Below are 24077 nucleotides of genomic sequence, written 5' to 3'. Positions count from 1 at the left end.
CCAGAGAGGCATGGAACTTCGGTCAGTAGAGCCGGCCTTCGCCGCCCCGCGCGGCCACCTCGGCCGCGGAGTGAATCAATCTTTCGCGACGGCCGTCAGCCCCGCCACCAACTGGTCGATGAAGAACGTATACAGCACCGCCACCGGCGCGCTGGCGATCAGTGCGCCGGCCAGCAGCGGCCCCCAGTGGTAGACGTCGCCGCGTATCAGGTCGGTGGGCACCGCGATGCTGATGGTTTTCTGCGCCGAGTTGGTGACGAAGGCCAGGGCGTAGATGAACTCGCTGGTCGACAGCGTGAAGGCGAAGACGACCACGGTCAGGATGCCCGGCACGGCCAGCGGCAGCACTACATGGATGAAGGCGCCCAGGCGCCCCTGGCCGTCTATCATGGCCTGTTCTTCGATGTCTGTGGGTATGCCCTTGAAGAAGCCCATCAGCAGCCAGGTGCAAAAAGGGATGGTGAAGGTGGGGTAGGCCAGCACCAGTGACCACAGCGAGTTCTGCAGCCCCAGGAAGGCGATGACCTTGGAAAACGGGATGAACAGCAGCGTGGGCGGCACCAGGTAGCTGAGGAAGATGCCGATGCCCAGGGTTTCGCCCCAGCCTCCGGCGATGCGCGCCAGCGCGTAGGCGGCGGGAATCGACAGCAGCAGCGTGATGACGACGACGGCCAGGCCGACGAAGGCGGTGTTGGCGAGCCAGCGCACGAATTGTGTGTGCAGGAACAGCAGCTGGATATTGGCCAGCGTGGGCGCGTCGGTGAACCAGAACGGATTGTTGGCGGGCGAGAAGATGTCGGCCTGGCTCTTGAACGTGGTGATCAGCATCACGTAGAACGGCAGGGCCGAGAACAGCGTGAATAGGCAGATGCCCACGTAGAGCCCGCCGCGCAGGCCCAGTTGCTTGGTGGTGCGCGCCATTTCAGATCTCCCGGCGGCGTATGAACGCCAGGATGACGATGGACACCGCGGCCAGCACGGGCAGCAGGAACAGGGCGATGGCCGCGCCTTGCCCCAGCGACCCGCCTTGCACCCCGGTGAAGAAGGCCAGCGTCGTCAGCACCTGGGTGCTGTTGGCCGGCCCGCCCCGGGTCAGGATATAGACGGTGACAATGTCGGTGAAGGTGAAGACGAAGGTGAACAGGATGGATACGCCGAAGACCGGGTACAGGATCGGGAACACCACGTGAAACAGGCGCCGGAAGTAGCCGGCGCCGTCGATCTGGGCCTGTTCGTAGATGTCGCGCGGCATGCCGTTGAGCCCCGCCAGGATGATGACCGTGGCCAGCGGCAGCATGCGCCAGATGTTAACCAGGATGATCGAGAACGTGGCCAGCCCGGCGCGGCCCAGCCAGTACATATTGGAGTACGTGCCGAGCAGATCGCCCGGGCGGCCCAGCAGGCCCAGCTGGCGCAGCAGCCAGTCGTAGGGGCTGAAGGTCGAGTCCAGCATCCATAGCCAGCCGATGACGCTGAGCGAGGCCGGTGCCGTCCAGGGCAGCAATATCAGGAAGCGCACCACCCATTTGCCGCGGAAGTTGCGAGCCAGCAGCTCGGCCTGGATGACGGCCAGAACCAGGGTGCCGATCAGCGTGGCGATGGTGATGACCAGCGTGTTTTGCACCGCGCCGATGAAATCCGGGTCTTGCAGCAGCGCCGTGAAATTTTCCAGGCCGACGAAGTGCGCGGCCGAGCCGCCGGTGGTGACGTCGCTCAGGCTGTAGTACAAGGCCAGCACGATGGGCACGCCCAGCAGCAGGGCGATGTACAGAATCGCCGGCAGCACCATGCCCATGGCCAGCAGCGTGTCGCGGCCCTGCTGGTCGAGTCCGGTGTGCCCTGCAGTGCGTGCCATTTCAGGTGTTCCCGTGGTCGTTGCGCAGGCCGGTCTTGGCATCGAAGCGCTTGAGCAGTGGCCTGGGCACATGGAACCCGCAGTCCTGTCCGGCCTGGACGCGGTGCGCATCGCGTTCCGGCAGCTTGATGATGACGTCCGTGCGGGCGTCGTTGCCGACCGTGCCGTAGACCAGCGCGTCGGCGCCCAGCTCTTCCACCTGCTGGACGTGCAGTGTGATGGGGTAGGCATCCGGTGCGGGGCCGGCCGCGCTGTCCAGGAAGCATTGCTCGGGGTGAAAGCCAAGCAGATTGGCTCCGTCGGGCAGCAGGTTCATGGGCGGCGAGCCCATGAACTGGGCCACGAAGGTGTTGCCGGGCTCATGGTAGATTTCGTGCGGCGTGCCGATCTGCTGGATCTTGCCGAAGTTCATCACGGCCACGCGCTGGCCCAGCCCCATGGCCTCTACCTGGTCGTGCGTGACATAGATGGTGGTGACGCCGGTTTCGCCGTGCAGCCGCTTGAACTCGCGCCTTGCGGCGTGGCGCAGCTTGGCGTCCAGGTTCGACAGCGGCTCGTCCATCAGAAACAGGCTGGGCGAGCGCACCATGGCGCGGGCCAGCGCAACGCGCTGGCGTTCGCCGCCCGACAATTCGCGCGGCTTGCGTGCCAGCAAGTGGCCTATGCCGAACAGTTCGGCGGCCCAGGCGACTCTTTTCTGGATGTCGGCGGCAGGCATGCGGGCGGTTTCCAGCGGGAACGAGATGTTCTTCGCGACCGTCTTGTGCGGGTACAGCGCGTAGCTTTGGAACACCATGGAAATATTGCGCGCCTTGGGCGGCAGGTCGTTGGCGAGCTTCCCGTCGATGTAGATTTCGCCGCTGCTGGGGTGTTCCAGCCCGGCGATGGTGCGCATAAGTGTGGATTTACCCGAACCCGAGGCGCCCAGCAGCACCAGGAATTCGCCGTCCTGCACGTCCAGGCTGATGCCGTCGACGGCCTTCACGCGGCCGGTTTTGCCGCGGCCGTCGTAATAGGTGCAAAGATCCTTGATGCTCAGGCTCGCCAAGACAGTCCTCCTGATGTCGGTGCCCGCATGCCGGATGGCGGACGGGCAGGGCGCGGGCCAGGCACCAGTGCCGGGCCCGCGTGCTGGGCGGAATCAGGCCTTGCCGCCGATCAGGCCGCGTTTGCGCCAGCTTGCGTAGATACGGCGTATCTGGCGCGCGGCGTCGTCGACTGCAGCCTCGGGCTTGAGGCTGCCGCGCGCCGCCTTGGCCATCATGTTCGGCAGCACGAAGGTATTGAATACTTCGCCGGCGGCCGGGTTCGAATAGCCCGGATGGCCCAGGTTGGTCGTCCAGTTGGTGGCGCCCAGCAAAGGCTTGAGCTTGCCCTCGGCCTCGCCCTTCAGGCGGAACGGGTCGTCGGCGAACCAGGCATTGTTCAGATCCAGCAGGCGTGCAGCGCCGGCGACCGCCGGGTAGCCGCGATCCCCCTTGGGCACGGCCGTGTCGAAGAAGCTGGGCGAGTTGTAGAGTTTGCTGTGGTACATGGCCTGGTCGTAGTTTTCCGCCAGGTGCTTGATGAACTGCTTGGCCGTGTCTTCGCGGGCCTTGGCGAATTTCGGGATGATGTAGTTGTAGAGCACGTGCACATTGGCCCAGCGCGTGCCGTTGGGGCCAGCCAGCGGGCCGGTGAAGAAGACGTCTTTGGCGATGTCGGGCTTGGTGTCCTGCGCCGAGCGGTAGGCCGAAATGGAATTGACGATATACGAGGCCTTGCCGGCGATCAGGGCCTGGTTGTTAGAGGCGGCGTTCCACGAGAACACCTCGGGTGTCATGGCCTTGTGGAACAGCTCGGTCATGTACTTCACGGCCTCGACGGCGCGCCGCTTGAAGACGCCTTGATCCAGCACGACGTTGTCCCATTCGTCTTGTATATAGGTGTCCCAGGCCCACATCACGGCGCGCGCCACCATGTTGGAATCGAGTTCCTGCGACATGCCGATACCGACCGGGATGCCTTGTTTCTGCATGATTTCGGTGCCGACGGCCAACACATCGTTCCAGGTATCCGGCCCGTAGGGCTTGCCGGCCTTGGCCCACAGCGACTGGCGATAGTCGCCGCAGTCTATGGTCCAGCCGTGGCAGAAGCCATACCAGGACTTGGTCACGGGGCTGTAGGACACGCGTTCGGACGCATAGAATTCCGGCCCGCAGGCCTTGGCGACTTCCTGGTTGATGTCCGCCATGTCCAGCACGCTGGGCGAGAACGCGGCGGCCTCCGAGCCGAGTTCGATCAGGTCGTGGCCGGAATTGGCGGATATCTCAGAAGACGTGGTGGTGACCAGGTCGGCGATGCTGATGTGGTCGACGCTGACCTTGACGCTGTTTTTCTCGCCCCAGTCTTTGGCGAACTGGTCGAACCATTTGTCGTAGCTGGGTACGAAGTGGCTCCATTGAAGGATTTTCAGGGTGCGTTCGGCCGCATAGGCCTTGCCGAACGGGAACAAGGGCGTGGCGATGGCGGCCAGCCCGGCGGCGCCCGCCGCCTGGATCAGGCGGCGCCGGGAAAGATCCGGCGCAGGGCTGCCATCGGCAGTGCTGTTGTGCTTGTTTTGCTCGGGGATGTTTGACATTACCGGCCTCCTTGGTGTGGATGAGGGGGCCTCTTGTCGGTGTGCGCGAAGCTATCCCTCTGTTAGGAATGCAGCGGCGTAGCGGTCGTAGGAATCAGGCACGTCACGCATAGCGGAAAAAAACGCATGCAGAATGTGTAAAACATAGTAAGTCAAAGCAACAAGAATGTCTATATGCGGGCAGGCGCATCCGGGCCGCCCACATGCGGGCCACCTACGTCGGGGCGGCCCGCATGCAGGCACGGGCGTCGCTCTGCCCTTATGCCGCCTTGCTGCGCAAGCCGGGTTCGCGGTACTGGCGCAGCAGCTCGGCGCGGCGCGTCTGCGCCGCCTGCAGGTTGCGCTCTTTCACGTGGCCGAAGCCGCGTATGTCGTCCGGCAGGCGCGCCAGCTCCAGGGCGACCGCGATGTTGCGCTCGTCGACGCCGCGCGCGAACTCGCCGGCCAGCTCCAGGTAGTCCTGCACCAGTTGCCGTTCGTGGCGCCTTTCCTCGGTCTTGCCGAACACGTCCAGCGCCGTGCCGCGCAGGCCTTTCAGCCGCGCCAGCAGGCGGAAGGCGGTCATCATCCAAGGGCCGTAGGGCCGCTTCACCAGATGGCCGGCCGCATCTCTGCGGGCCAGCAGCGGTGGCGCCAGATGGAAGCGCAGCGTGTAGTCCTTGCCGGGCTCGCCCTCGAACTGGGCGCGCAGTTTGTCCATGAAGGCCGGCTCGGTGTACAGGCGGGCGACCTCGTATTCGTCTTTGTAGGCCATGAGCTTGGCTAGGTTGACGGCCACCGCGCGCGTCAGGGGCAGGCTGGCCTGCCCGGCAAGCCCGGTCTCGCGGCGCCGCACCTGTGCCACGGCTTCCGTGTAGCGCGCCGCGTAGGCGGCGTTCTGATAGGCCGTCAGCATGAGGCGCTTGCGCTCGATCAGCGCGTCCAGCGTTTCGGGCAGCGCCACGATGCGTGCGCCTTTATCCGCCGGGTCGCGCTCCGCTGGGGCACGGCCGGCAGAGCCGCGGTCGGCCGGGCCACGATCGGTCTGGCCGAGGTCGGCCGGGCCACGCATGGCGGCCAGGGCTGCGGCGCCGCGGTGGGCGGCGGCCCGGCCCCATTCGAAGGCCGCCAGGTTCTTGTCCACGGTAACGCCGTTCAGCTCGATGGCGCGCCGCAGGCTTTCGTAGCTGAGCGGTATCCAGCCCTTTTGCCAGGCGTAGCCCAGCATCAGCGGGTTGGTGTAGATGGCATCGCCCAGCAGCTCCAGCGCCAGCGCGCCGGCGTCCAGGAATTCGCAGTCGCCGCCGATGGCGGCCTTCAGTTCCTGCTCGGTGGCGGCGGCCGGATATTGCCATTTGGGATTGTGGATGATGTCGGCCGTGGGCAGGCCGGCGCTATTGATCGCGGCGCGCGTGACGCCCTGGCGCACCTTGGACAGCACTTCGGCTGATGTAGATACAATGGAGTCACAACCGAGAATAACCTCGGCCTCGCCCATGGCGATGCGGGTGGCGTGGATGTCCTGCGGCGCGGCGGCGATCTGCACGTGGCTGAGCACGGCGCCGCCTTTTTGCGCCAGGCCCGCCATGTCGAGCACCGTCACGCCCTTGTTTTCCAGGTGAGCCGCCATGCCCAGCAGGCCGCCGATGGTGACCACACCCGTGCCGCCTATGCCTGTCACCAGTATGCCGTAGGCCTTGTGCAGCGCGGGCAGTTCGGGCAAGGGCAGGGGCTCGCCTTGCGGGCCTTGCACGCCGTGCGCCTGCGTCTGGCCGCCAGGCTTGCGCAGCTGCGCCCCTTCGGCCGTGACGAAGCTGGGACAGAAGCCGTCCACGCAGGAAAAATCTTTATTGCAGGAAGACTGGTTGATCTTGCGCTTGGTGCCTTGCGGCGTTTCCAGCGGCTCCACCGACAAGCAGTTGGACGTGGCGGAGCAGTCGCCGCAGCCTTCGCACACCGCATCGTTGATGAAGGCGCGCCGCGCCGGGTCGGGATAGGCGCCGCGCTTGCGCCGGCGGCGCTTCTCGGTGGCGCAGGTCTGGTCGTAGACCAGCACCGTGGTGCCTTCGACCTCGCGCAGTTCGCGCTGCACGCGGTCGAGTTCGCGGCGGTGGTACACAGGGGCATTGCCGGCCAGCGCCACACCGCGGTACTTCTCGGGTTCGTCGGTAACCACCACGATGCGCGCCACGCCTTCGGCATGCACTTGCGCGATCACGTCGGTAACCTTCAGCACGCCGTCCACCGGCTGGCCGCCGGTCATGGCCACGGCGTCGTTGTACAGAATCTTGTAGGTGATGTTGGAACGCGCCGCCACGGCCGCGCGTATGGCCAGGATGCCGGAATGGAAGTAGGTGCCGTCGCCCAGGTTGACGAACACGTGCTTCTCGCGCGTGAAAGGCTGCTGGCCGATCCAGGCCGCGCCTTCGCCGCCCATGTGGCTGAAGGTCTCGGTGTTGCGATCCATCCAGATGGTCATGTAGTGACAGCCTATGCCGGCCATGGCGCGCGAACCTTCGGGCACGCGCGTCGAGGTGTTGTGCGGGCATCCGGAACAGAACCAGGGCTTGCGTTCGGCGGCGGGCGCCGGGCGGCGCAGCTCGTTTTCCTTGGCCTCGATGATGGCCATGCGCGCCGCCACCCGTGCACGGATCTCGTCCGGCAGCGCGGCGCGATCCAGGCGCCGCGCAATGGCCTTGGCGATCAGGGCGGGCGACAGCTCGCCCTGCGCCGGCAGCAGCCAGTTGCCGCGCGGCACCGACCATTCGCCGCCGGCATTGTCCTTTTCGTCGAACTTGCCATAGACCTTGGGGCGCACGTCGTCGCGCCAGTTGTACAGCTCTTCCTTGAGCGCATATTCCAGGATCTGGCGCTTTTCCTCGATCACCAGGATCTCTTCCAGTCCGGTGGCGAACTCGCGCGCGTCCTGCGCGTTCAGCGGCCACACGCAGCCCACCTTCAGCAGCCGGATGCCGATTTGCGCACAGGTGCGCTCGTCCAGGCCCAGGTCGGCCAGCGCCTGGCGCGTGTCCAGGTAGGCCTTGCCCGCGGTCATGATGCCCAGGCGCGCCCGCGGTGCATCGATGACGATGCGATTGAGCCGGTTGGCACGCACATAGGCCAGCGCCGCATACCACTTGTAGTTCATGAGCCGGGCTTCCTGCGCCAGCGGCGGGTCGGGCCAGCGTATGCCCAGGCCCTCGGGCGGCAGAATAAAGTCGGTCGGAATCACCACCTGCGCGCGATCCGGGTCTATGTCCACCGAAGCCGTGGATTCCACCACGTCGGTCACGCATTTCATGGCGACCCACAGGCTGGAATAGCGGCTCATGGCCCAGCCGTGCAGGCCGTAGTCCAGGTATTCCTGCACATTGGACGGATACAGCACCGGCAGCCCGGCCGCCTGGAATACGTGCTCGGACTGGTGCGCCACGGTCGAAGACTTGGCGGCGTGGTCGTCGCCGGCCAGCAGCAGCACGCCGCCATGGCGCGAGGTGCCGGCCGAGTTGGCGTGCTTGAGCACGTCCATGGAACGATCCACGCCCGGCCCCTTGCCGTACCACATGCCGAACACCCCGTCGCGCGTGGCGTCGGGATACAGCGAGACCTGCTGCGTGCCCCATACCGCGGTGGCGGCCAGATCCTCGTTCAGCCCGGGCTGGAACACGATGTCGTTTTCCACCAGATGCTGCTTGGCCTTCCACAGTGCCAGATCCAGCCCGCCCAGGGGCGAGCCGCGGTAGCCAGAAATGAAGCCGGCCGTATTCAGCCCGGCGCGCTTGTCGCGCAGCTTCTGCAGCATGGGCAGGCGCACCAGCGCCTGCGTGCCGCTGAGGTAGGCACGGCCTTGCTCTATCGTGTACTTGTCGTCGAGGCTGGCCTTGGCGAGCGCCGCCTGCAGAGCCGGATCGAGTGGGGCGTTCATTTGCGCGTCTCCTGTCGGGGTGTACTGGACTTCCCTGGGGGGCGTTCGGGGCATTGGGGCCGGGCTCGCAGCGCCCTATGGCGGGTCGCTGCGGCCGTGCCGGTTTGCTCAGAGCTGCCCTTACATTATTTGCGGGCATTATTGGCCATGGAGCTGATATCGTAAAATCAAATTTTTCTCTATCTGGTATTAGAAAAACAGATGAAGAGCGAAGTCACTCTGCGCCAGTTCCGGTATTTCATTGCCGCGGCCACCTCCGGCCAGTTTTCGGCGGCGGCGCTGTCGGAACATGTTTCGCAATCAGCCATTACCAGCGCCGTGCAAAGCCTTGAAAGCCAGCTCAGGGTGCGGTTGTTCGATCGCCTGCCGCATGGCGTGGTGCTGACGGCCGAGGGCCAGATCTTCTTCCACCATGCACGCCACGTCGTCGACTCGGTCAACGACGCCATGCGCCATTCGACACTGCGCACGCAGACGGTGGCCGGCACCATACGCGTGGCTGCCACTTATACAGTGTTGGGCTATTTCCTGCCCGACCTGCTCAGCCGCTTCAAGCACAGCTATCCGCAAGTGGAGATCGACCTGGTGGACATGGACAGGCCGGTCATGGAACAGGCGCTGGACGCGCAGTCCATAGACCTGGGCATAGGGCTGCTGTCAAACGTCGCCGATCCCGATCGCTACGGGCATTATTTGCTGGTGCGCTCGCGCCGCAGGGTATGGGCGGGCGCGGCGCATCCGCTGGCGCGCCATCAGGTGGCGAGCCTGGCTCAGATCGCCGAGTATCCGTACATATTATTGACGGTGGACGATGCCGATACCGCCGCCGCAGCCCATTGGCCGCGGGGCCGCGAGGCCTTGAAAATCGCCATGCGCACCAGTTCGCTGGAGGCGGTGCGCGGCCTGGTGGCCTATGGCTTCGGCGTGTCGATTCTTTCCGACCTGGTGTACAGGCCCTGGTCGCTGGAGGGCCGGAAGATCGTGGCAATTCCCATCGCCGACCCGGTCGCCCCCATGGACGTCGGCATGCTCTGGCCGCGCGAGCGCGAGCCCGAGGGCCTGGTGGACGTATTCAGGCAGTTCCTGATCCAGGCCTGCGACTACGACACCGAAATGCGTGGCGCCGCCACCGCGGCGCGCCCGGTCGCGCCGCGCTGATGCGGCCTGGCGGTCGAAGGCCGATCACCTGCTTTTATCAGGCCTGAGGGCGCGCGGCCGGTGCCACGGCGGCTTCGGCTGGGTCTATGAGGGTTTGGCCGGGGCCTGGGTATTCGCCGCCGGCCAAGCTGCGATCAAGGCACCAGCGACAGCCCGATGCGCACCTGCGAACTGGTGCGCTGGTTGTAGCCCAGCAGCGTTTCGCCATAGCCATTGAAATACTGCAGGTGCAAATAGCCGTTCATGTGCAGGAAGGTACGCTGCAGCGGCCACGCGGCGTCCAGCTCGGTGCTCTGGTGGCTGCCGTTGCCCTTGCGGTACAGGGCGCTTAACACCAGGCCGTTGTCCTGGGCCCAGCGCAGTTTCCAGTCCACGTGGCCGGCGTAGTCGGCATAGTCCGGGTTGTCGTTGGTGGCGAAATAGGCCTTGAAGCGCGGCGCGAAGCTCAGGGTGCTGCCGCCGTCGAGGCGGTAATTCAACTGCGGTTCGATGAAGCCGTCGTTCAGCGAACGCGAGTCCGCACCCGATTTGCCGTTGGACTTGTGCTCCACGCCGCTGCTCAGCCCGGCAAACCACTTCTTGCTGCGGCTCTGCCAAAGTGCGTCCTTCTGCCAGAACAGGCTGGGGTTATAGGTCGTGTCGATGAAGGGCGTGGAATTGCTCGCCAGATCCCACAGCGAGGTCTGCGTATAGCCCAAGTAGAAATGGTTCTTGAACGACGGATGCTGCGCATCGTCGGGAGTGAACAAACGGTACTTGAAGCTGACCTGGAAGCGGGCCTTGGCGCCGCCCTTGGTGCCCACGTCGAAATAAATCGGCTCGTAGGGCGACAGGGCGTTGCGGAAATTCTCGAACGGCGTGGGCGGCGTCCTGGCCGCGGCGCCTTGGCCGTCGGCGGGCGGCCCGGCGCTGGGCGAAGCGCCTGCGGCCTGCACCACATCGGCGGGCAGCACGGGTTCGGCCGACGCCAGCGTGCCCGCGCCGGCATCCACCACCGGCACCGATGCCGGCGTGCCGGCCACCGGGCTCTTCTCCAGCGGGCTGGTATCCAGGGCCAGCAGCACCGGCTGGCCTTCGACGTTCACCGCCTGCAGCCCCTTCAAACCCTTGGGCACCACGGCGCGCCAGCGCACCTTCACGAAGTTGTTCACGGGAATGTTGACCTGCCCCGGCGGGCTGTCCAGATAGGCAAGGCTGCGCACCGCGCCGCCATGGTCGTCACGCCATTGCAGCACCAGCTTGCGCTGCGGCGTCCAGCTGAGTGTGTCGCCGGTGTCGTTGAACAGCACGGCGCTGACTCGTAGGGTTTCACCCGGTACCGCATGCGTGGTGTCCAGCCGATAGGCCACCCCGGCATGGGCCGTAGCCGCCGCCAGCAGGGTGGCCGTAGCCAGTAGGCCGGAAAGGAACGGCCCGGGGCGTACGAATGCAGGCTGGGAAGGCGAAGGCCTTGGTGCTGAAAGCCTGAGGCCAAAAGCCGAAAACCCGGATCTGGAAGCCGAAAACCCGGATCTGGAAGCCGAAAACCCGAACTGGGAAGCCGAAAACCTGAAAAGCAAAGATCTGAAAATCGCAAGCATCATGTATCGTTTTTCTTCGAAATGCCACGCCCCTGGCTTGGGCAATCGCCCGCGGGCGCGGCTGGAGTCCGTCGAAACTGTAGCATTGCCGCGCCGCGGGGGCGCAACCTGATGTAAGCAAATACACCGGCGGCCGGCAGCGCGAGGGGCGCGGGCCTCGGACAGCGGGTGTCTGGACGGAATGATGCGGCGCTATAGAGCGGCGCAAGGCAAGACGGCTGTTGGGTCTGCGCTCCTGACGCGCGGCCGCATCACGGGCTCGCAGCCTGAGTCCCCGAAGCGCCGTCAGCAGGGTGCCGTCAGCAGGAATTCTCGTACCGTGCCGCACACCATGTAAAATGCCCACTCGCCATCGCGAGGCGGCAGTAGCTCAGTTGGATAGAGCAACGGCCTTCTAAGCCGTAGGTCGGGGGTTCGAACCCCTCCTGCCGCGCCATAAAACCCGTGTTTATGCGGGTTTTAGAGGTTTGCTTTCCATGATTGACGGGAGCTACTGATCTAGATGGCGCCGTCCAAGTCGAGACAGCAAGCCAAGCGCAAGCCGTTGCTCGAGAACCTACCTTGCATCGAGTTCCATTATGAGCTGTGGAATAGGATCCGCCGATGTGGCTGTCTATTGCAGCGTATCGGCGAGGACATCAAGGATAAGCGGGCCGAAACCGTCACCCGAGCTCTTACCGAGCAGATGCGCCAGCTGTTTGCTCAACTGAGAAAAAGCCTGACATGGGATCGTGGGGTCGAGATGTCAGCACATAGACGCTTTAGTATGGATACCAATATGGCCATTTACTTTTGCGATCCGGGTTGCCCCTGACAACGGGGCACCAACGAAAATACGAACGGCCTGTTACGCCAGTACTTCTCGAAAAGAACAGGCTCGGCAAGCTATACACAGCGCAATCTCGACGAAGTCGCTATCAAGTTAAATTCCCGTCCTAGAAAGACGTTGGGGCTCAAGACCCCAGCTGAAGCGTTGGACGCAATGTTGCACTGATCGTCTGAATCCGTAATCGTTAAAAATGGGAGATCACTGTGGTACCTGGCGTTGTCCAGCACAATCACCATGCGTTTGGCGTGCGAGCGGTGCCGCAGCAATTTTTTGAGGAAGGCTTCGAACATCAGCGCATCAGACCGTCTGGCACAGCGAGCGCACAAACTTGCTCATGGCGAGGCTGACCGCGCCTAAGCAGGCCACTGACTCACGGGTGGGAGTGTGCAACAAAACTGGATCCTTGAGTTCGGGCGGCATCCACATTCGACACCGGGCGTGAAGTTGCTGGAAATGGTAGTCGCCCAGGCTCCATAGCTCGATGCTGGGTACTTGGCCAGTCGGTGCTGTTTTTTTAACAGCCGCGACCTTGATTGGGTCGGGCTGGGCGACCTGGGCTTGCGAAGCCGAAAACCCATTTTGGTGAAGAGGCGCTGACACTGGCGTACACTCTCCCGCAATCTGCCAAGCCGCCTCGCTCAAAACGCCTAACCCAGCGCTGCACTGTGCGCCGGTCTTCACCAAACAATTCCGTGGCCTGTTGGCAACTATGGACGTTGGCGATCAAGAACGAACTATGAAATCGATAATTATAGTGCGAGTCATCAAAGCGGGAAACCTCCTGTGGGATAGCAATTCGCATCACGTCGGGATCAGGAATTTCCAGCTGTCCCATAACGGTATCTTCAGGGTTGGAAACTGTCGTCAGCTTAGCTTATTTATGCGACATTATTTATATCATTATGTTTGGCATTTATTAAAAAGAGAAACTCTACATCGCTTTTACATCGGGGCTGTTGGTGAACGTTCTCTTCAGTTCTTCATGAAATATCTTTACCGTGCCCAATTGTACGGCTTCCTTTCGACAAAAAAAGACTATAGGGGGCAATTTTACTGGCCACCGTATATCAATTGCAGAGACCAAGCCATATTGGACAAATCTATCCACGGCAATGGCCGTAGCGACGGTAACCAACTCTGAGGAAGCGGCCAAATGAAAGTTCGACAACCAAGAGAACGATTCAATAGCCGGGGCCGGTGGCTGCAAGCCTTGCTGTATGAAAGCTCTTTCGAAAGTTTCACGAGAGGCTGTCCCTTTCGGCAACAGAATCCAAGCCTGATTACGTAGCTGCTTTAACGTTACAGTTCTTTCTCTGGCAATCGGGTTGCGCACGCTGCAAACAGCCTTAAGCGGCATTATGGATACAGGCCGGACGAAAAGCGCATCATAGTGTTCTTGATGAAAGTTATCACTGAGCCTACCAATGGCGCAGTCGAGCTGCCCATTCATCACCCCTTCGATAATCCCATCGACAGTCCCTTCCTGAAGTTCAATCGTAATATCGGGCCTACGAGCTCGTACTTTACAAATAATTGCTGGCAGCATTTCTAGCATTGCCAATGAAAGCGCGCCAACCCGTAAATGCTCCTTTACGTTAGGTGCTCGGATGCAATCTTCGAGCCCCTGCAAGGCATTTAACACCAGTGTAAGTCTATCTCGGGCAATTACGCCTTCGGTCGTCAGCTTCGCACCATGTTGCCCTCGCTCGACCAGCGAGACCTGAAGCAATGACTCCATGTCTTTAAGCATGGACGTCACGGCAGGCTGTGTTACGCACAATACCTTCGCAGCTTCCCTCAAGGAGCCACGATCCGCAATGATATCGAGAAGTGCAAGGTGCTTGATTCGAAGTTGTGCTATTCGGGAACTAATCATCTGCATCTATATAAGCTAGGCTTATCACAAGTTCATTAAAATTGAATATAAATTTATCACACTTATACCTAAAATAGTTAGAAATTCGATATCACATCACTGCATGGGAGAGTTGAAAATGCCTATCGAACTAAGAACCTTAGCTGAGCATGTCGGAGCCGAAGTGCTTGGAATTGATTTGTCAAAAACATTAGAACCACGCCAAGCGGAAGAACTAAATGATGCATTTAACACGCATGGCGTGCTTCTGTTTCGAAAGCAATCGTTGACGCCAGAGCAACATATAGGCTTCAGTCGAAACTTTGGGTCGCTCGAAGTTCACGTTCTGAGACAGTATTTGCTAACGAATCACCCCGAAATTCTTGTCATCTCTAACGTCCTGGAAGATGGAAAGCAAATTGGGATTAATGATGCAGGGCAATATTGGCATACTGACCTGTCCTACAAGGAAGTTCCTAGCAAGGGATCAGTTCTATACGCTAAACGTATTCCATTTTCGGGTAACGATAAAACATATGGCGATACCTGCTACGTAAGTACAGCCGCTGCATATGACGCGCTTTTACCAAATGAGCAAGCCCAACTTGCGGGCTTGAAAGCAATGCATCGGTATGAAGCTCGGTATGAAAGACTACGCCAGCAAAACGAGTCTCGGCAACAACTCACTGAGAAGCAAAAACAAGAGGTTCCCCCCGTTGTACACCCTGTTATCCGTACCCACCCATATACTGGCCGCAGGTGTCTCTATGTGAATGAAGGCTTTACAACTGGTATTGCAGGTATGAGTCTCGAGGACAGCAATCGCCTTCTTCAAAAACTATTCAACCATTGCACTCAGGAGAAATTTATGTATCGGCATAAGTGGCAAGTTGGCGACGTGTTGATGTGGGATAACTGCTCAACGCAACATTTTGCGATTGCTGATTATGGCATTGATCAACCACGCCTAATGCATCGCACCACTATCACGGGCACTGCGGTTCAATAAATTGTAGGGCATTGTTTAAATATTTATTATAAAAGGCTAACAAAAATTCAACCAAAGGAGAAATAAAATGCTAAGTATCTGGCGCCTCGGTGCAGCTTTACTCTGTAGTCTCTTCATGGCCCGGGCATATGCCAGCTACCCCGAAAAACCTATCACCTTGATAGTGCCTTTTGCTGCTGGCAGTGCAACAGACAGCGTTGCACGCATTGTCGCTGATGGCCTCTCTAAAAAGCTCGGCCAGCCAGTGATAGTCCAAACAAAAGCAGGAGCAGTAGGACAGATAGGAACTGAGTACGGAGCACGAGCAGCCCCGGATGGGTACACTATACTAATGTCAACAAGCGGGGCTTTGGCAATTAATCCGGCTCTCTATAAAAGCACGGTTCGCTACGATCCAATCAAAGATTTTGACCCAATAATAATGGTTGGAGAGGTGCCCTTCGCTTTGGTGGTGAACAACAAATTGCCGGTGTCATCCATTCAGGATCTAAGAGTCTACGCGAATAAGCACCCCAATCGCTTATCTTTCGCATATGCCTCTCCGACATCTCAAATATCGAGCGCTATTTTTATGCAAATGGCGGATATTCACGTAATCAGCGTAGCGTATAAGTCGAGCCCGCAAGCAGTGCTTGATCTCATCGCAGGAGAAACACAACTATATTTTATAGACTATGGAACAGGATTGAGCCATATTAAGGATGGAAGCATAAAAGCACTTGCAGTTGCTGGTAAAAAAACCTCCCTATTACCAAGCTTGCCAGCCATTAGTGATACCCTTCCCGGGTTTTCTATTACTTCATGGAACGGAATTCTGGCTCCTCACGGCACTCCAGCCGATATTATTACCAAGCTCAACTATTCAATCAAGCAAGTGCTGGCTGATCCGGGCATAAAAAGCAAGCTTGTTGCAATAGGATTCGAAATTGACGGAACTACATCTCCAGAGCAGTTCAAAAACATCATCAAAACCGACGTAAAAAAATGGGCCCAATGGATAAAGCAGGCTGGAATCAAGCCACATTAAGCTAGCCTATAGGTTAATGAGCGACTTAGTCGTCGCTGGTTTCCAAGGTTTGCTCCTGATTTCAACATTTCGTTCTGATCATGGCCCCTTCCCCATCTTATTGAAAGGCATGTCCGGGTGGCTCCTCTATAAATTTTTATATGAGAAAAAATTATGTTTAAGCGCTTACTGCTAATGTGCAGTATTTTCGGAGTTTCTGTGCTAGGACCATGCGCTACTGCGATGAACGCCACGGGAGGCTATGCAAGTCGGCCCATCAAGCTGTTTGTCGGCTATGCGGCTGGCGGTACTGCTGATGTTGTCGCTCGCATGTTGGCTAAAGAGATCGGAAATAGTCTCGGCGCTTCGGTAGTAGTTGAAAACAAGGCAGGCGCAAACGCTTTAATTGCAACAAATGAGTTACGTCGTTCCAAGCCTGACGGCTATACCATTTTGATGGCATCGCTTTCGCATGTTGTGAATCCGGTTCTGCATCCTAAAGAAGCTCAATACGATCCTGTGCGGGATTTCGCTCCCATAGCGGGTGTAGTTACTCTGCCATTGGTTATTGTCACCAGCTACAACAGTCCATATCAATCAGTAGCTGATTTGATTTCCGTTGCACGCAAAGAGCCTGGACATATCACATTCGCGTCAGCGGGAGTTGGAGGATCCGGCCATCTCGCCGGGGCAATGTTGGCACAAAGTGCGGACGTAGATATGTTGCATGTCCCGTTTAACGGCAATGCTCCGGGTTTAAGCGAGGTGATTGCCGGGCGCGTATCGTTTATGTTCTACCCCACTATTGGCATTGCAAACAGAGTTCAGCAAAAGCAGGTTCGCGTACTTGCTGTCGCCACTTCTGAGCGTATGGCAGATTTCCCAAATGTCCCGACTCTGCAGGAGATTGGCTATACCGGCTTTGAACGCACAGCCATCTGGTTAGGTATTCTCGCGCCTAAAGGAACGCCGAAGAACATTGTTAAGCTCCTACATCAAGAAGTAGCTAAAGCCTTACATAAGCCGGAGGTGCAACGGCGCTTATCGTCACTAGGAGCGCTAACCGTAAACAGCGATCCGGCACAGTTCTCCCAATTTCTCGCCAGCGATCATGCTCGATGGAGCAACGTAATACAGAAAGCAGGAATTCAAGGCCCACAGCAATAAGGCAGCTATTATTTCACTATGTAGTTGAACCTGACGAAGTGGGGCATGTGTCAATTTAATCGGGCAGGAAAATATGAAACGTTACGATCTACGTATTAATGGAGAGTGGGTTAAGCCGAGTTCCAACGAATGGTTTGATACTTACGACCCATATACTGGAGAGCCCTGGGCCAACATTCCGTTGGGCACATCTCAGGACGTTGACCGAGCTGTGCTAGCGGCGCATACAGCGTTTACGGAGGGGGCTTGGCCTGCTAAGTCCCCCTCAGAACGGGGCCTGCTATTGCATAAGGTTGGTGACCTTATTGCCTCAAACGCGAAGAGGCTTGCAGAGATAGAGGTTCGTGACAACGGCAAGCTTTTCGCCGAAATGTACGGCCAACTTACCTATTTGCCTCAGTGGTTTTATTACTATGGAGGCTTAGCTGATAAAATACAGGGTGCAACACTTCCTCTAGATAAAAAGGGTTATTTCAGCTACACGCGACACGAGCCACTTGGAGTGGTTGCAGCGCTCACCCCGTGGAACTCACCTCTTTTGCTCGCATCATGGAAAATCGCTCCGGCACTTGCTGCCGGTTGTACTGTTGTTCTCAAGCCGTCCGAATTTACTTCCGCATCTACTCTTGAATTCGCGGAGCTGTTTGAGCAGGCTGGCTTTCCGCCAGGTGTGGTTAATGTCGTCACAGGGTTTGGAAAAGACGTCGGCGCGGCACTTAGCAGCCATCCACTTGTACGCAAAATCTCATTTACTGGTTCAGATACCACCGGTCGAGTTATCAATCAGCAGGCAGCATCCCAACTTAAACATATGTCGCTCGAACTTGGGGGCAAATCGCCCAATATAGTGTTCGATGATGCCGACTTGGATCAAGCTGCACAGGGAGCCATATCAGGGATATTTTCAGCTACAGGGCAAACTTGCATTGCCGGCTCACGGCTATTGGTTCAAGATTCAATCTATGATGTCTTTGTTTCAAAGCTGATCGCGATTGCACGTACCGTGAAGTTGGGTAACCCGATGAGTTTAGATACTCAAATAGGCCCTGTGACTACTCCGCCGCAATATAGAAAAGTATTAGATTATATTGATATTGCCATAAAGGAAGGTGCACAGCTATTGTTGGGTGGGAAGGCTGCGGCACGAGCCGAATGCGGGAAAGGGTGGTTCGTGGAGCCAACGATTTTTGGCGAAGTGAACAACGCTATGCGTATCGCGCAGGAAGAAGTATTTGGCCCAGTATTATCTATCATACGATTTAAAGATGAAGATGATGCCCTCGACATCGCCAACGATGTGCGATTTGGCCTGGCGGCGGGCGTGTGGACTCAGGACATTGCTAGGGGGATGCGGATGTCTGAAAGATTAAAGGCCGGTACAGTATGGATTAATACTTATCGTGTGCTTAGTTATATATCCCCGTTTGGTGGATACAAGGAATCAGGCCTTGGTAGGGAAAATGGTATTGATGCTGTGCGGGAATACCTGCAGACCAAAACGGTATGGATTAACACTGGGGCAAGTGTCGGAAACGCATTTGTAATGCGATAGTATGTGCTCCGACTGATCCATATAGTCGCTGCGCGTTGTTGGCCTGATCGTTAGGGGCGATTCGGTTAAAACTTGATTTGAACGACACCTATCGGATCGATGCGCTTAAATTTCATAATTCAACCACCCTTTCGCTGCTTAGAGACCCAAGCGCTGGTCTAAAGGGGCGTCCGAAATTCCAGTGTTGTCGAACATGCGGGAGGATGGAAGTCTGTGGGTGTCATGGATGCAGACTATACGAAGAAGAAAGTTAGGAATTTTTGTTGATGTTATTTACACGCTATGCCGATGAACGCTTCATGTATCGGCATAAATGGCAGGTTGACGGTGTCCTTATGTGAGATAACCAGTCAACCCAATATTTAGCGGCATCGGATTATGGCCTGTATCGGCCTGCTTGATGCACCTCGCAACAATAGGCGGATAACCGGGTCAGAGATCGAGGCGGTCTTGGATGAAACTATCGGATTAGGCGCTACCTAACGGTGCTGCCCTAGCTGATGAATACGCCAGTTTATGTAACAAACTGCAGGGCGCGATTATAAGACTATAGATAAGGAGTTCATCATGAGATTTGGTGCAGTGAAGCTGTTACTGGCGATTCTTTGTTCTATTCCTGCCTTAGCGCAGGGAGCCTCCGATTTCCCCTCGCAAGCAGTAAAGCTAATAGTTGGCTACGCTGCAGGTGGTTCTGCTGATGTTGTAGCCAGGATTTTCGCACAGGAGCTTTCTAAAGAGCTGGGGCAAACGGTTGTTGTGGAAAATCGTGGAGGGGCGAGTGGGGTAGTCGGTGCCCAAGCCGTAATAGGGGCTGCGCCTGACGGCCATATTTTGTATTTTGTGGCAAGCCCGACGGTTACGTTAACACCAGCGATCCAACGTGTCTCATTTGACCCTTTGTCCGACTTCACGCCCATCGCAGCTTTAGTTAATTATGTGTCTGTGTTGATGGTCAATGCCGAGTCTCCGTACAAGACGGTGGGTGACATTGTCGAGTACGCTAAAAAGAATCCAGGCAGCGTTACGTTCGGCTCGTCAGGAGTCGGGTCGGCAAGCCATATCGCGGGAGAAATGCTGGCGGAAATGGCAGGAGTACAGTTCACTCATGTGCCATACAAAGGTAACGCACCAGCACTGACTGATCTCATGGCAGGCCGTTTGACCTTTGTGTTCGATTTGACAACGACGGCAATGAGCAATGTCCAAAGCGGTAAGCTGAGAGCCTTGGCGGTGACATCGTCGGAGCGGAACCCAAGCTTTCCTGAGGTGCCCACCATGGTAGAGGCTGGATTCAAAGATTTTACCTACGCGGCATGGTTCGGACTGCTTGGCCCAGCCAACATGCCCATCAGCATGGTGAACAAACTCGCAGAAGCGACGCGTAAAATTGCTAATAAAAAGAGTTTTAAAGATCGCATGATCCAGTCTGGCTACATTATGACTGATGAGACTACTGACGGGTTGCGAGAGCGTATGCGACAAGAAGGCCAGATGTTCAAGGATTTGGTCGCTCGCATACATTTAGCCCGGAAATGAAGTTGTGTCAGGTCGCGCTGTAGGTAAGCTAGTAGCTGAGTTCTTTAAACGACATAGAGTGATAATCCCTCTATTCTTAATGGTTACTCAGAAGTAGGGCTATTATGCGGCTATGCCAAATCATTGTTTTGGGGGGGTTCCACCAAGAGCCATATTTGGGCATTCGTGTCAACGCTGGTTGAAACCCTGCCTTTAGGGCGGGATTGTCGGAGTAAAACAGACCTAGTGTTTTGCCGCGGCTTGTGCGGCTGGATATATTTCAGCTTGATGCCTCGTGTAGCAGCCCACTCGACGGTCGCTGCAGATATTCTAGGTCGTTGTCGTCGCGAATCACCAGCGGTCTGCTGCGCCAATTGGTGATCTGCTTGAGTGCGCAGATCACACGTTATGACGGCAGTGAAAAGTCGATTTCAATGCCCAAGGCTCAGCGGTCGAAGTCATGATCGCGTTGAACAATTGGATGCTGCGACCGTCACATTGGCTAGCACACAATGAAATATCCTTCACACGCAATATGCTTAATCTCGTGATTGCCTGTCGGCTTTGAAAACACGGCCAGAAGTCAAGAAAGAATCTTTCCTTCATATATTTTTTGAAAACCAGGATTGAGCTTATGAGTGAAATGAATTTGAACCTTATTGCGGCTAAAACCCTTTCTGATGTGGGTGTCGATACTTTATTCGGAGTCATTGGCGACGCTGTCATGTATTTTATAGAGCATTATGTGAATGACTGCCAAGGGCGTTATATCAAGGCATATCATGAAAGCAGCGCGATCCAGATGGCGATTTCCTACAGTCAGCTATCGGATAAGGTCGGGGTAGTGGCTTGCACCTGCGGCCCTGGGTTTGCCAACACGATTAGCGCCCTGATAGAGGCCAGGAAATCCAGCACTCCGGTCGTACTTATTACTGCAGGGTCGCCGGCGGCAGTTAAGGAACACCTGCAGGAAATGAATCATGGTGCGGTCACGCTGGCTTGCGAACTCGGCTATGTGGAGCCAGTGAACGCCGATAGGGTTCAGGATGCCGTCATCGAAGCCATAGAAAAGGCGGCGCGCGAAAGGCGCCCCGTCGTTCTGAATTTCCTCCCTTACGACTTGATGAAGAATATGAGGGCGAAATACAGGCCGGCGCCTTCGGGCGTACTGAACACGAGAGCCACTGTCACTACCCACAGCGCGGTGGAGGGCTGCGTCGAGGCGATTGCGAATGCAAAACGACCTTTGATACTGGTAGGATACGGGGCCATAAAAAATGATGCGCTGAATCAGGTAAGCGAACTGGCCGAGCGTCTTGAGGCTCCCATAGCAACGACGCTGCGGGCTAAAGACAGCTTTCTGGGCCACAAGTGGCATATCGGCGTCATGGGTACGCTTGCCAGAGCCGAGGCCCTGGATGTCATCAACAAGAGTGACTGCATAATATCCATCGGTGCGAGCTGTAATTATTTCACGACGGCCAAGGGCAGCTTGGTCAATGACAAGACGTTGGTCATGATAGGAGTGGAAGATCAACTGATGTACCGGTTTGCGAGACCCCGCAACACCGTGAACGGCCACATTCCGTCGGCTCTGGCGGAGATCATGAGCTGGCTGGACGACGTGGAATTGGAGCCTTCGGCCTTCGCCACCGAGCATGACGTCGTCGCCTTAACGCAGGTTATTGCCCAACCACGTCTGGATGATCTTCGTCGAGTTAGTGGTGACGCGCTAACACTTGATTTTGCTTCCATCAAGCTGAATGAAGCATTGACCGAAAAAATCGTGGTGACCGACGTTGGCCGGTTCGTGCGTTCTGTGTGGAGCAACCTGCACGCCAGCAAACCTGAATACTTTATTTCTCCCGCCAATTTTGCTGCCATTGGCATGGGCATAGGTCTTGCGATCGGTTCGGCGGTGGCCGTTCCAGACGTTCCTGTGTTGGCGGTTGTGGGCGACGGTGGCTTCATGTTGGGCGGCATGAATGAATTGTTTACCATCCGAACCATGGGACTGGATGTCATCACGGTCATTATCAACGACGGAACATATGGCGCGGAATACGCAAAGTTGGAAGCCGATGGACGCGATCCGGACGTTTCAAATATCGAAACCCCTCCGTTCGCATTAGTCGCAAGCGCCATGGGATTCAAAACCAAGGTCGTGACGGACAAACAGGAACTGGCCGAAGCCGTGGAGCTAATCAAACTTCGGGACAAGAAGGTGCCTCTTCTTATAGAGGTGAAATTGCCTTCTGCATCGATAAGATTCGAGGATTGAACCGTAGGGGGCCGGGCACCGAGGCGGCTTATTCAGCCTCCTGCGATCCGCAGACCGTCTGGATTCATCACGTATGAGTCACGACGCTCAATAGCTGCACTCAGCGCCCCATCCAGATGAAGTACCGTAAGCAGCATTATGGGCGTTGTGCACTTGCCAGCCTCGTACCTGAAAAGAGGTTTTGGAGATCAATATTGTCCAATGCCTACATTCTTGCCGACGTCGATGTCGCCAATACGTAGTTGTGCGAACAGCATAAAAAAGTTGTCCGCCGTCACCATGCAGGCATATGAAGGCGGAAATCTGTGTGCGGGGTGGTGTAGTGCGCCTGAGTTCGACGGTTAGAAGCCCAAGCTATTAATTTATATAGAAGCGCGTTAAAAAATTCCCACTACAGAATCGTGTATGTGCCGCTGCCAGCGGGCATTCTGACGTTCAGACTGTTAAAGAGGTTTTCTACCTCGGTTGTGTCGACCCTATCGAGCGCAGACCATGGGCAAGGTGGAGCGGTTTCACTGCTATCTGTGTGGCAACTTCTATGTGCCGCTCACCGGCTGGCTCGAGCAGTCAAGCCTGGTGCTGGAAGTGGACACGGCCAACGCCGAAATGGGCAAATGGCTACGTGAGGTGGCTAATCAGCGTGTGCATCTGGTCACGGGTGCAGCGGCCGCCGTACTGTTCGAGCAGCGAGAGTGCGCCGCTTTGCAGCCATTGCGTGGGTTTGCCATCTCGACACAACCGGCGACCTTCGCTCAGTGGGCAATACCCAACTTGGCAGCGTCGTTGCTGTACCCGCTGTCGACCTATTACCTATTAGCAACTGCTGACCGAGGTGTTTATGCACGCATGAACCTACAACAGGGACGCATCGACGCGCACTGCCAGACGTTCAAGCTCGAAGGGCTGATGCAGTGTTACTGGGCGGCGGCAGCCGGCGAGGCTGCCAACAAGGACTGGAGCTTCCTGGATTATCTGGAGCACGTGCTGGCGCGTGAGCGAGACACCGGGCAGGCGCGCTCGCGACAGACTCGGGTTCGTATGGCTGGATTCCCAGCCATCAGGGCCCTGGGCGAGTGCGGTCACAGCTTTGTCGTGGGCGCTCCAAGAAGCTGATCGAGGAGTTAGCCACACTGCGGTTCATGAATCGATGCGAGAGCGCCGTGCTGCTAGAGCCTTTCGGCGTGGGCAAGACGCATCTGGCCACCGCGCTGGGCTATGTGGCCGCCCAGGCTGGTGTTAAAACCAAGTTCATTGCTGCGGCCGATTTGATACTGCAGCTCGAATTCGCCAAGCGTCAGAGGCGATACGACGCGGTTCTATGACACAACATTCTGGGGCCACGCTTGTTGATCATCGATGAGATTGGCTACCTGCCGCTGTCTGGAGGCCGGGCCAGCCACTTCTTCTAGATCATCGCCAAGCGATATGAGCGTGGTTCCATGATTCTGACTAGAATCCTACCGTTCACGCAATGGGATGCCACCTTCGATGGCAACACCACTCTGATGGTCGCCATGCCCGACCGCATCCTGCTCTATGCCCACATCATTCAAATCAAGGGAGATAGCTACCGCCTGAAACAGCAACGTAAAGCCGGGCTTGTCCCGGTCGCTAAAAGTTAACTGAATGGCCCAGATTTACTTTGCGCGCCGACGCGCGAAGTGGCTCACATTGCAATTGCGTTTGACAGCGTGAAGGCGAACAAAGGGGCCCCAGGCGTCGATGGGCCGGACATAGGCCAGGCCA

At 57.5% G+C, this 24077-nt stretch carries 15 protein-coding genes, 1 tRNA gene and 3 pseudogenes; 11 read left to right on the top strand and 8 right to left on the bottom strand.

Annotated elements, in window-relative coordinates; all coding sequences use genetic code 11:
• Positions 1–75 precede the first annotated feature (75 nt).
• From CEY11_RS11125 to CEY11_RS11105, 5 genes are all read right to left on the bottom strand, one after another.
• Complete coding sequence (locus CEY11_RS11125; RefSeq protein WP_088603463.1) at positions 76–921, bottom strand: carbohydrate ABC transporter permease; 846 nt, start codon at positions 919–921, stop codon at positions 76–78.
• 1 nt (position 922) lies between these two features.
• Complete coding sequence (locus tag CEY11_RS11120; RefSeq protein ID WP_233154835.1) at positions 923–1855, bottom strand: carbohydrate ABC transporter permease; 933 nt, start codon at positions 1853–1855, stop codon at positions 923–925.
• A gap of 1 nt (position 1856) precedes the next feature.
• Positions 1857–2903 carry an ABC transporter ATP-binding protein gene (locus CEY11_RS11115; protein ID WP_233154834.1) on the bottom strand — a complete coding sequence of 349 codons (1047 nt, stop codon included), beginning with the start codon at positions 2901–2903 and terminating at the stop codon, positions 1857–1859.
• Positions 2904–2996: 93 nt separating this feature from the next.
• Entirely contained in the window at positions 2997–4475 is a 1479-nt protein-coding gene (locus CEY11_RS11110; protein WP_088603462.1) for an ABC transporter substrate-binding protein, read from the bottom strand.
• Between the two features lie 259 nt (positions 4476–4734).
• A complete protein-coding gene (locus CEY11_RS11105; protein WP_088603461.1) occupies positions 4735–8379 on the bottom strand; it encodes an indolepyruvate ferredoxin oxidoreductase family protein in 3645 nt (1214 codons plus the stop codon).
• A gap of 201 nt (positions 8380–8580) precedes the next feature.
• Between CEY11_RS11105 and CEY11_RS11100 the strand changes: the two genes are divergently transcribed.
• Complete coding sequence (locus tag CEY11_RS11100) at positions 8581–9537, top strand: LysR substrate-binding domain-containing protein (protein WP_088603460.1); 957 nt, start codon at positions 8581–8583, stop codon at positions 9535–9537.
• A gap of 134 nt (positions 9538–9671) precedes the next feature.
• Here the strand turns inward: CEY11_RS11100 and CEY11_RS11095 are convergent, their stop codons facing one another.
• Positions 9672–10931, bottom strand: coding sequence for a phospholipase A (locus CEY11_RS11095; protein WP_408608122.1), 1260 nt, complete (start codon positions 10929–10931; stop codon positions 9672–9674).
• A gap of 545 nt (positions 10932–11476) precedes the next feature.
• Between CEY11_RS11095 and CEY11_RS11090 the strand changes: the two genes are divergently transcribed.
• Together CEY11_RS11090 and CEY11_RS26160 are read left to right on the top strand one after the other, a co-directional pair.
• Positions 11477–11553: transfer RNA gene (locus tag CEY11_RS11090), tRNA-Arg, on the top strand.
• 201 nt (positions 11554–11754) lie between these two features.
• Positions 11755–12111, top strand: a pseudogene (locus CEY11_RS26160) (IS30 family transposase); the annotation flags it as partial.
• Between the two features lie 349 nt (positions 12112–12460).
• Here CEY11_RS26160 and CEY11_RS26085 read toward each other — a convergent pair.
• Entirely contained in the window at positions 12461–12748 is a 288-nt protein-coding gene (locus CEY11_RS26085; RefSeq protein WP_408608121.1) for a helix-turn-helix domain-containing protein, read from the bottom strand.
• 129 nt (positions 12749–12877) lie between these two features.
• Positions 12878–13822: a LysR family transcriptional regulator gene (locus CEY11_RS11075; protein WP_233154852.1), complete on the bottom strand. Its 945-nt coding sequence runs from the start codon at positions 13820–13822 to the stop codon at positions 12878–12880.
• 118 nt (positions 13823–13940) lie between these two features.
• Here CEY11_RS11075 and CEY11_RS11070 point away from each other — a divergent pair, with 118 nt between their 5' ends.
• The 8 genes and pseudogenes from CEY11_RS11070 to istB all read left to right on the top strand — a co-directional run bounded on the left by CEY11_RS11070 (position 13941) and on the right by istB (position 23953).
• Positions 13941–14810, top strand: a complete 870-nt coding sequence (locus CEY11_RS11070) for a TauD/TfdA dioxygenase family protein (protein WP_158215283.1) — start codon at positions 13941–13943, stop codon at positions 14808–14810.
• 67 nt (positions 14811–14877) lie between these two features.
• Positions 14878–15837: a Bug family tripartite tricarboxylate transporter substrate binding protein gene (locus tag CEY11_RS11065; protein ID WP_088603455.1), complete on the top strand. Its 960-nt coding sequence runs from the start codon at positions 14878–14880 to the stop codon at positions 15835–15837.
• Positions 15838–16059: 222 nt separating this feature from the next.
• Entirely contained in the window at positions 16060–16983 is a 924-nt protein-coding gene (locus tag CEY11_RS11060; protein ID WP_158215282.1) for a Bug family tripartite tricarboxylate transporter substrate binding protein, read from the top strand.
• A 73-nt stretch (positions 16984–17056) separates the two neighbouring features.
• On the top strand, positions 17057–18535 hold the full coding sequence (locus CEY11_RS11055) for an aldehyde dehydrogenase (protein WP_088603453.1): 1479 nt from the start codon (positions 17057–17059) through the stop codon (positions 18533–18535).
• A 567-nt stretch (positions 18536–19102) separates the two neighbouring features.
• Positions 19103–20071 (top strand): Bug family tripartite tricarboxylate transporter substrate binding protein, encoded by a 969-nt coding sequence (locus CEY11_RS11050; RefSeq protein ID WP_088603452.1) that lies wholly within the window; start codon positions 19103–19105, stop codon positions 20069–20071.
• 613 nt (positions 20072–20684) lie between these two features.
• The gene (locus tag CEY11_RS11045; protein WP_088603451.1) at positions 20685–22331 is read left to right on the top strand and encodes a thiamine pyrophosphate-binding protein; all 1647 of its coding nucleotides are present in this window, start codon (positions 20685–20687) and stop codon (positions 22329–22331) included.
• Positions 22332–22781: 450 nt separating this feature from the next.
• Positions 22782–23162 (top strand): annotated as a pseudogene (locus tag CEY11_RS26080) (IS21 family transposase); the annotation flags it as partial.
• A gap of 15 nt (positions 23163–23177) precedes the next feature.
• Positions 23178–23953: pseudogene (gene istB / locus CEY11_RS11035) on the top strand (IS21-like element helper ATPase IstB).
• Positions 23954–24077: the final 124 nt, after the last annotated feature.

Origin of the sequence: Candidimonas nitroreducens, from assembly GCF_002209565.1 — a bacterium.
Lineage (GTDB): Bacteria > Pseudomonadota > Gammaproteobacteria > Burkholderiales > Burkholderiaceae_B > Candidimonas > Candidimonas nitroreducens.
Note: the sequence above shows the minus strand (reverse complement) of the source record. Positions and strands in the feature narration are given on the sequence as shown.

Bases quoted from the DNA above. Each gene is read 5' to 3' on its own strand.
- CEY11_RS11125 (WP_088603463.1), bottom strand. From the start codon at position 921: ATGGCGCGCACCACCAAGCAACTGGGCCTGCGCGGCGGGCTCTACGTG.
- CEY11_RS11120 (WP_233154835.1), bottom strand. From the start codon at position 1,855: ATGGCACGCACTGCAGGGCACACCGGACTCGACCAGCAGGGCCGCGAC.
- CEY11_RS11110 (WP_088603462.1), bottom strand. From the start codon at position 4,475: ATGTCAAACATCCCCGAGCAAAACAAGCACAACAGCACTGCCGATGGC.
- CEY11_RS11105 (WP_088603461.1), bottom strand. From the start codon at position 8,379: ATGAACGCCCCACTCGATCCGGCTCTGCAGGCGGCGCTCGCCAAGGCC.
- CEY11_RS11100 (WP_088603460.1), top strand. From the start codon at position 8,581: ATGAAGAGCGAAGTCACTCTGCGCCAGTTCCGGTATTTCATTGCCGCG.
- CEY11_RS26085 (WP_408608121.1), bottom strand. From the start codon at position 12,748: ATGCGAATTGCTATCCCACAGGAGGTTTCCCGCTTTGATGACTCGCAC.
- CEY11_RS11075 (WP_233154852.1), bottom strand. From the start codon at position 13,822: ATGATTAGTTCCCGAATAGCACAACTTCGAATCAAGCACCTTGCACTT.
- CEY11_RS11070 (WP_158215283.1), top strand. From the start codon at position 13,941: ATGCCTATCGAACTAAGAACCTTAGCTGAGCATGTCGGAGCCGAAGTG.
- CEY11_RS11065 (WP_088603455.1), top strand. From the start codon at position 14,878: ATGCTAAGTATCTGGCGCCTCGGTGCAGCTTTACTCTGTAGTCTCTTC.
- CEY11_RS11060 (WP_158215282.1), top strand. From the start codon at position 16,060: ATGAACGCCACGGGAGGCTATGCAAGTCGGCCCATCAAGCTGTTTGTC.
- CEY11_RS11055 (WP_088603453.1), top strand. From the start codon at position 17,057: ATGAAACGTTACGATCTACGTATTAATGGAGAGTGGGTTAAGCCGAGT.
- CEY11_RS11050 (WP_088603452.1), top strand. From the start codon at position 19,103: ATGAGATTTGGTGCAGTGAAGCTGTTACTGGCGATTCTTTGTTCTATT.
- CEY11_RS11045 (WP_088603451.1), top strand. From the start codon at position 20,685: ATGAGTGAAATGAATTTGAACCTTATTGCGGCTAAAACCCTTTCTGAT.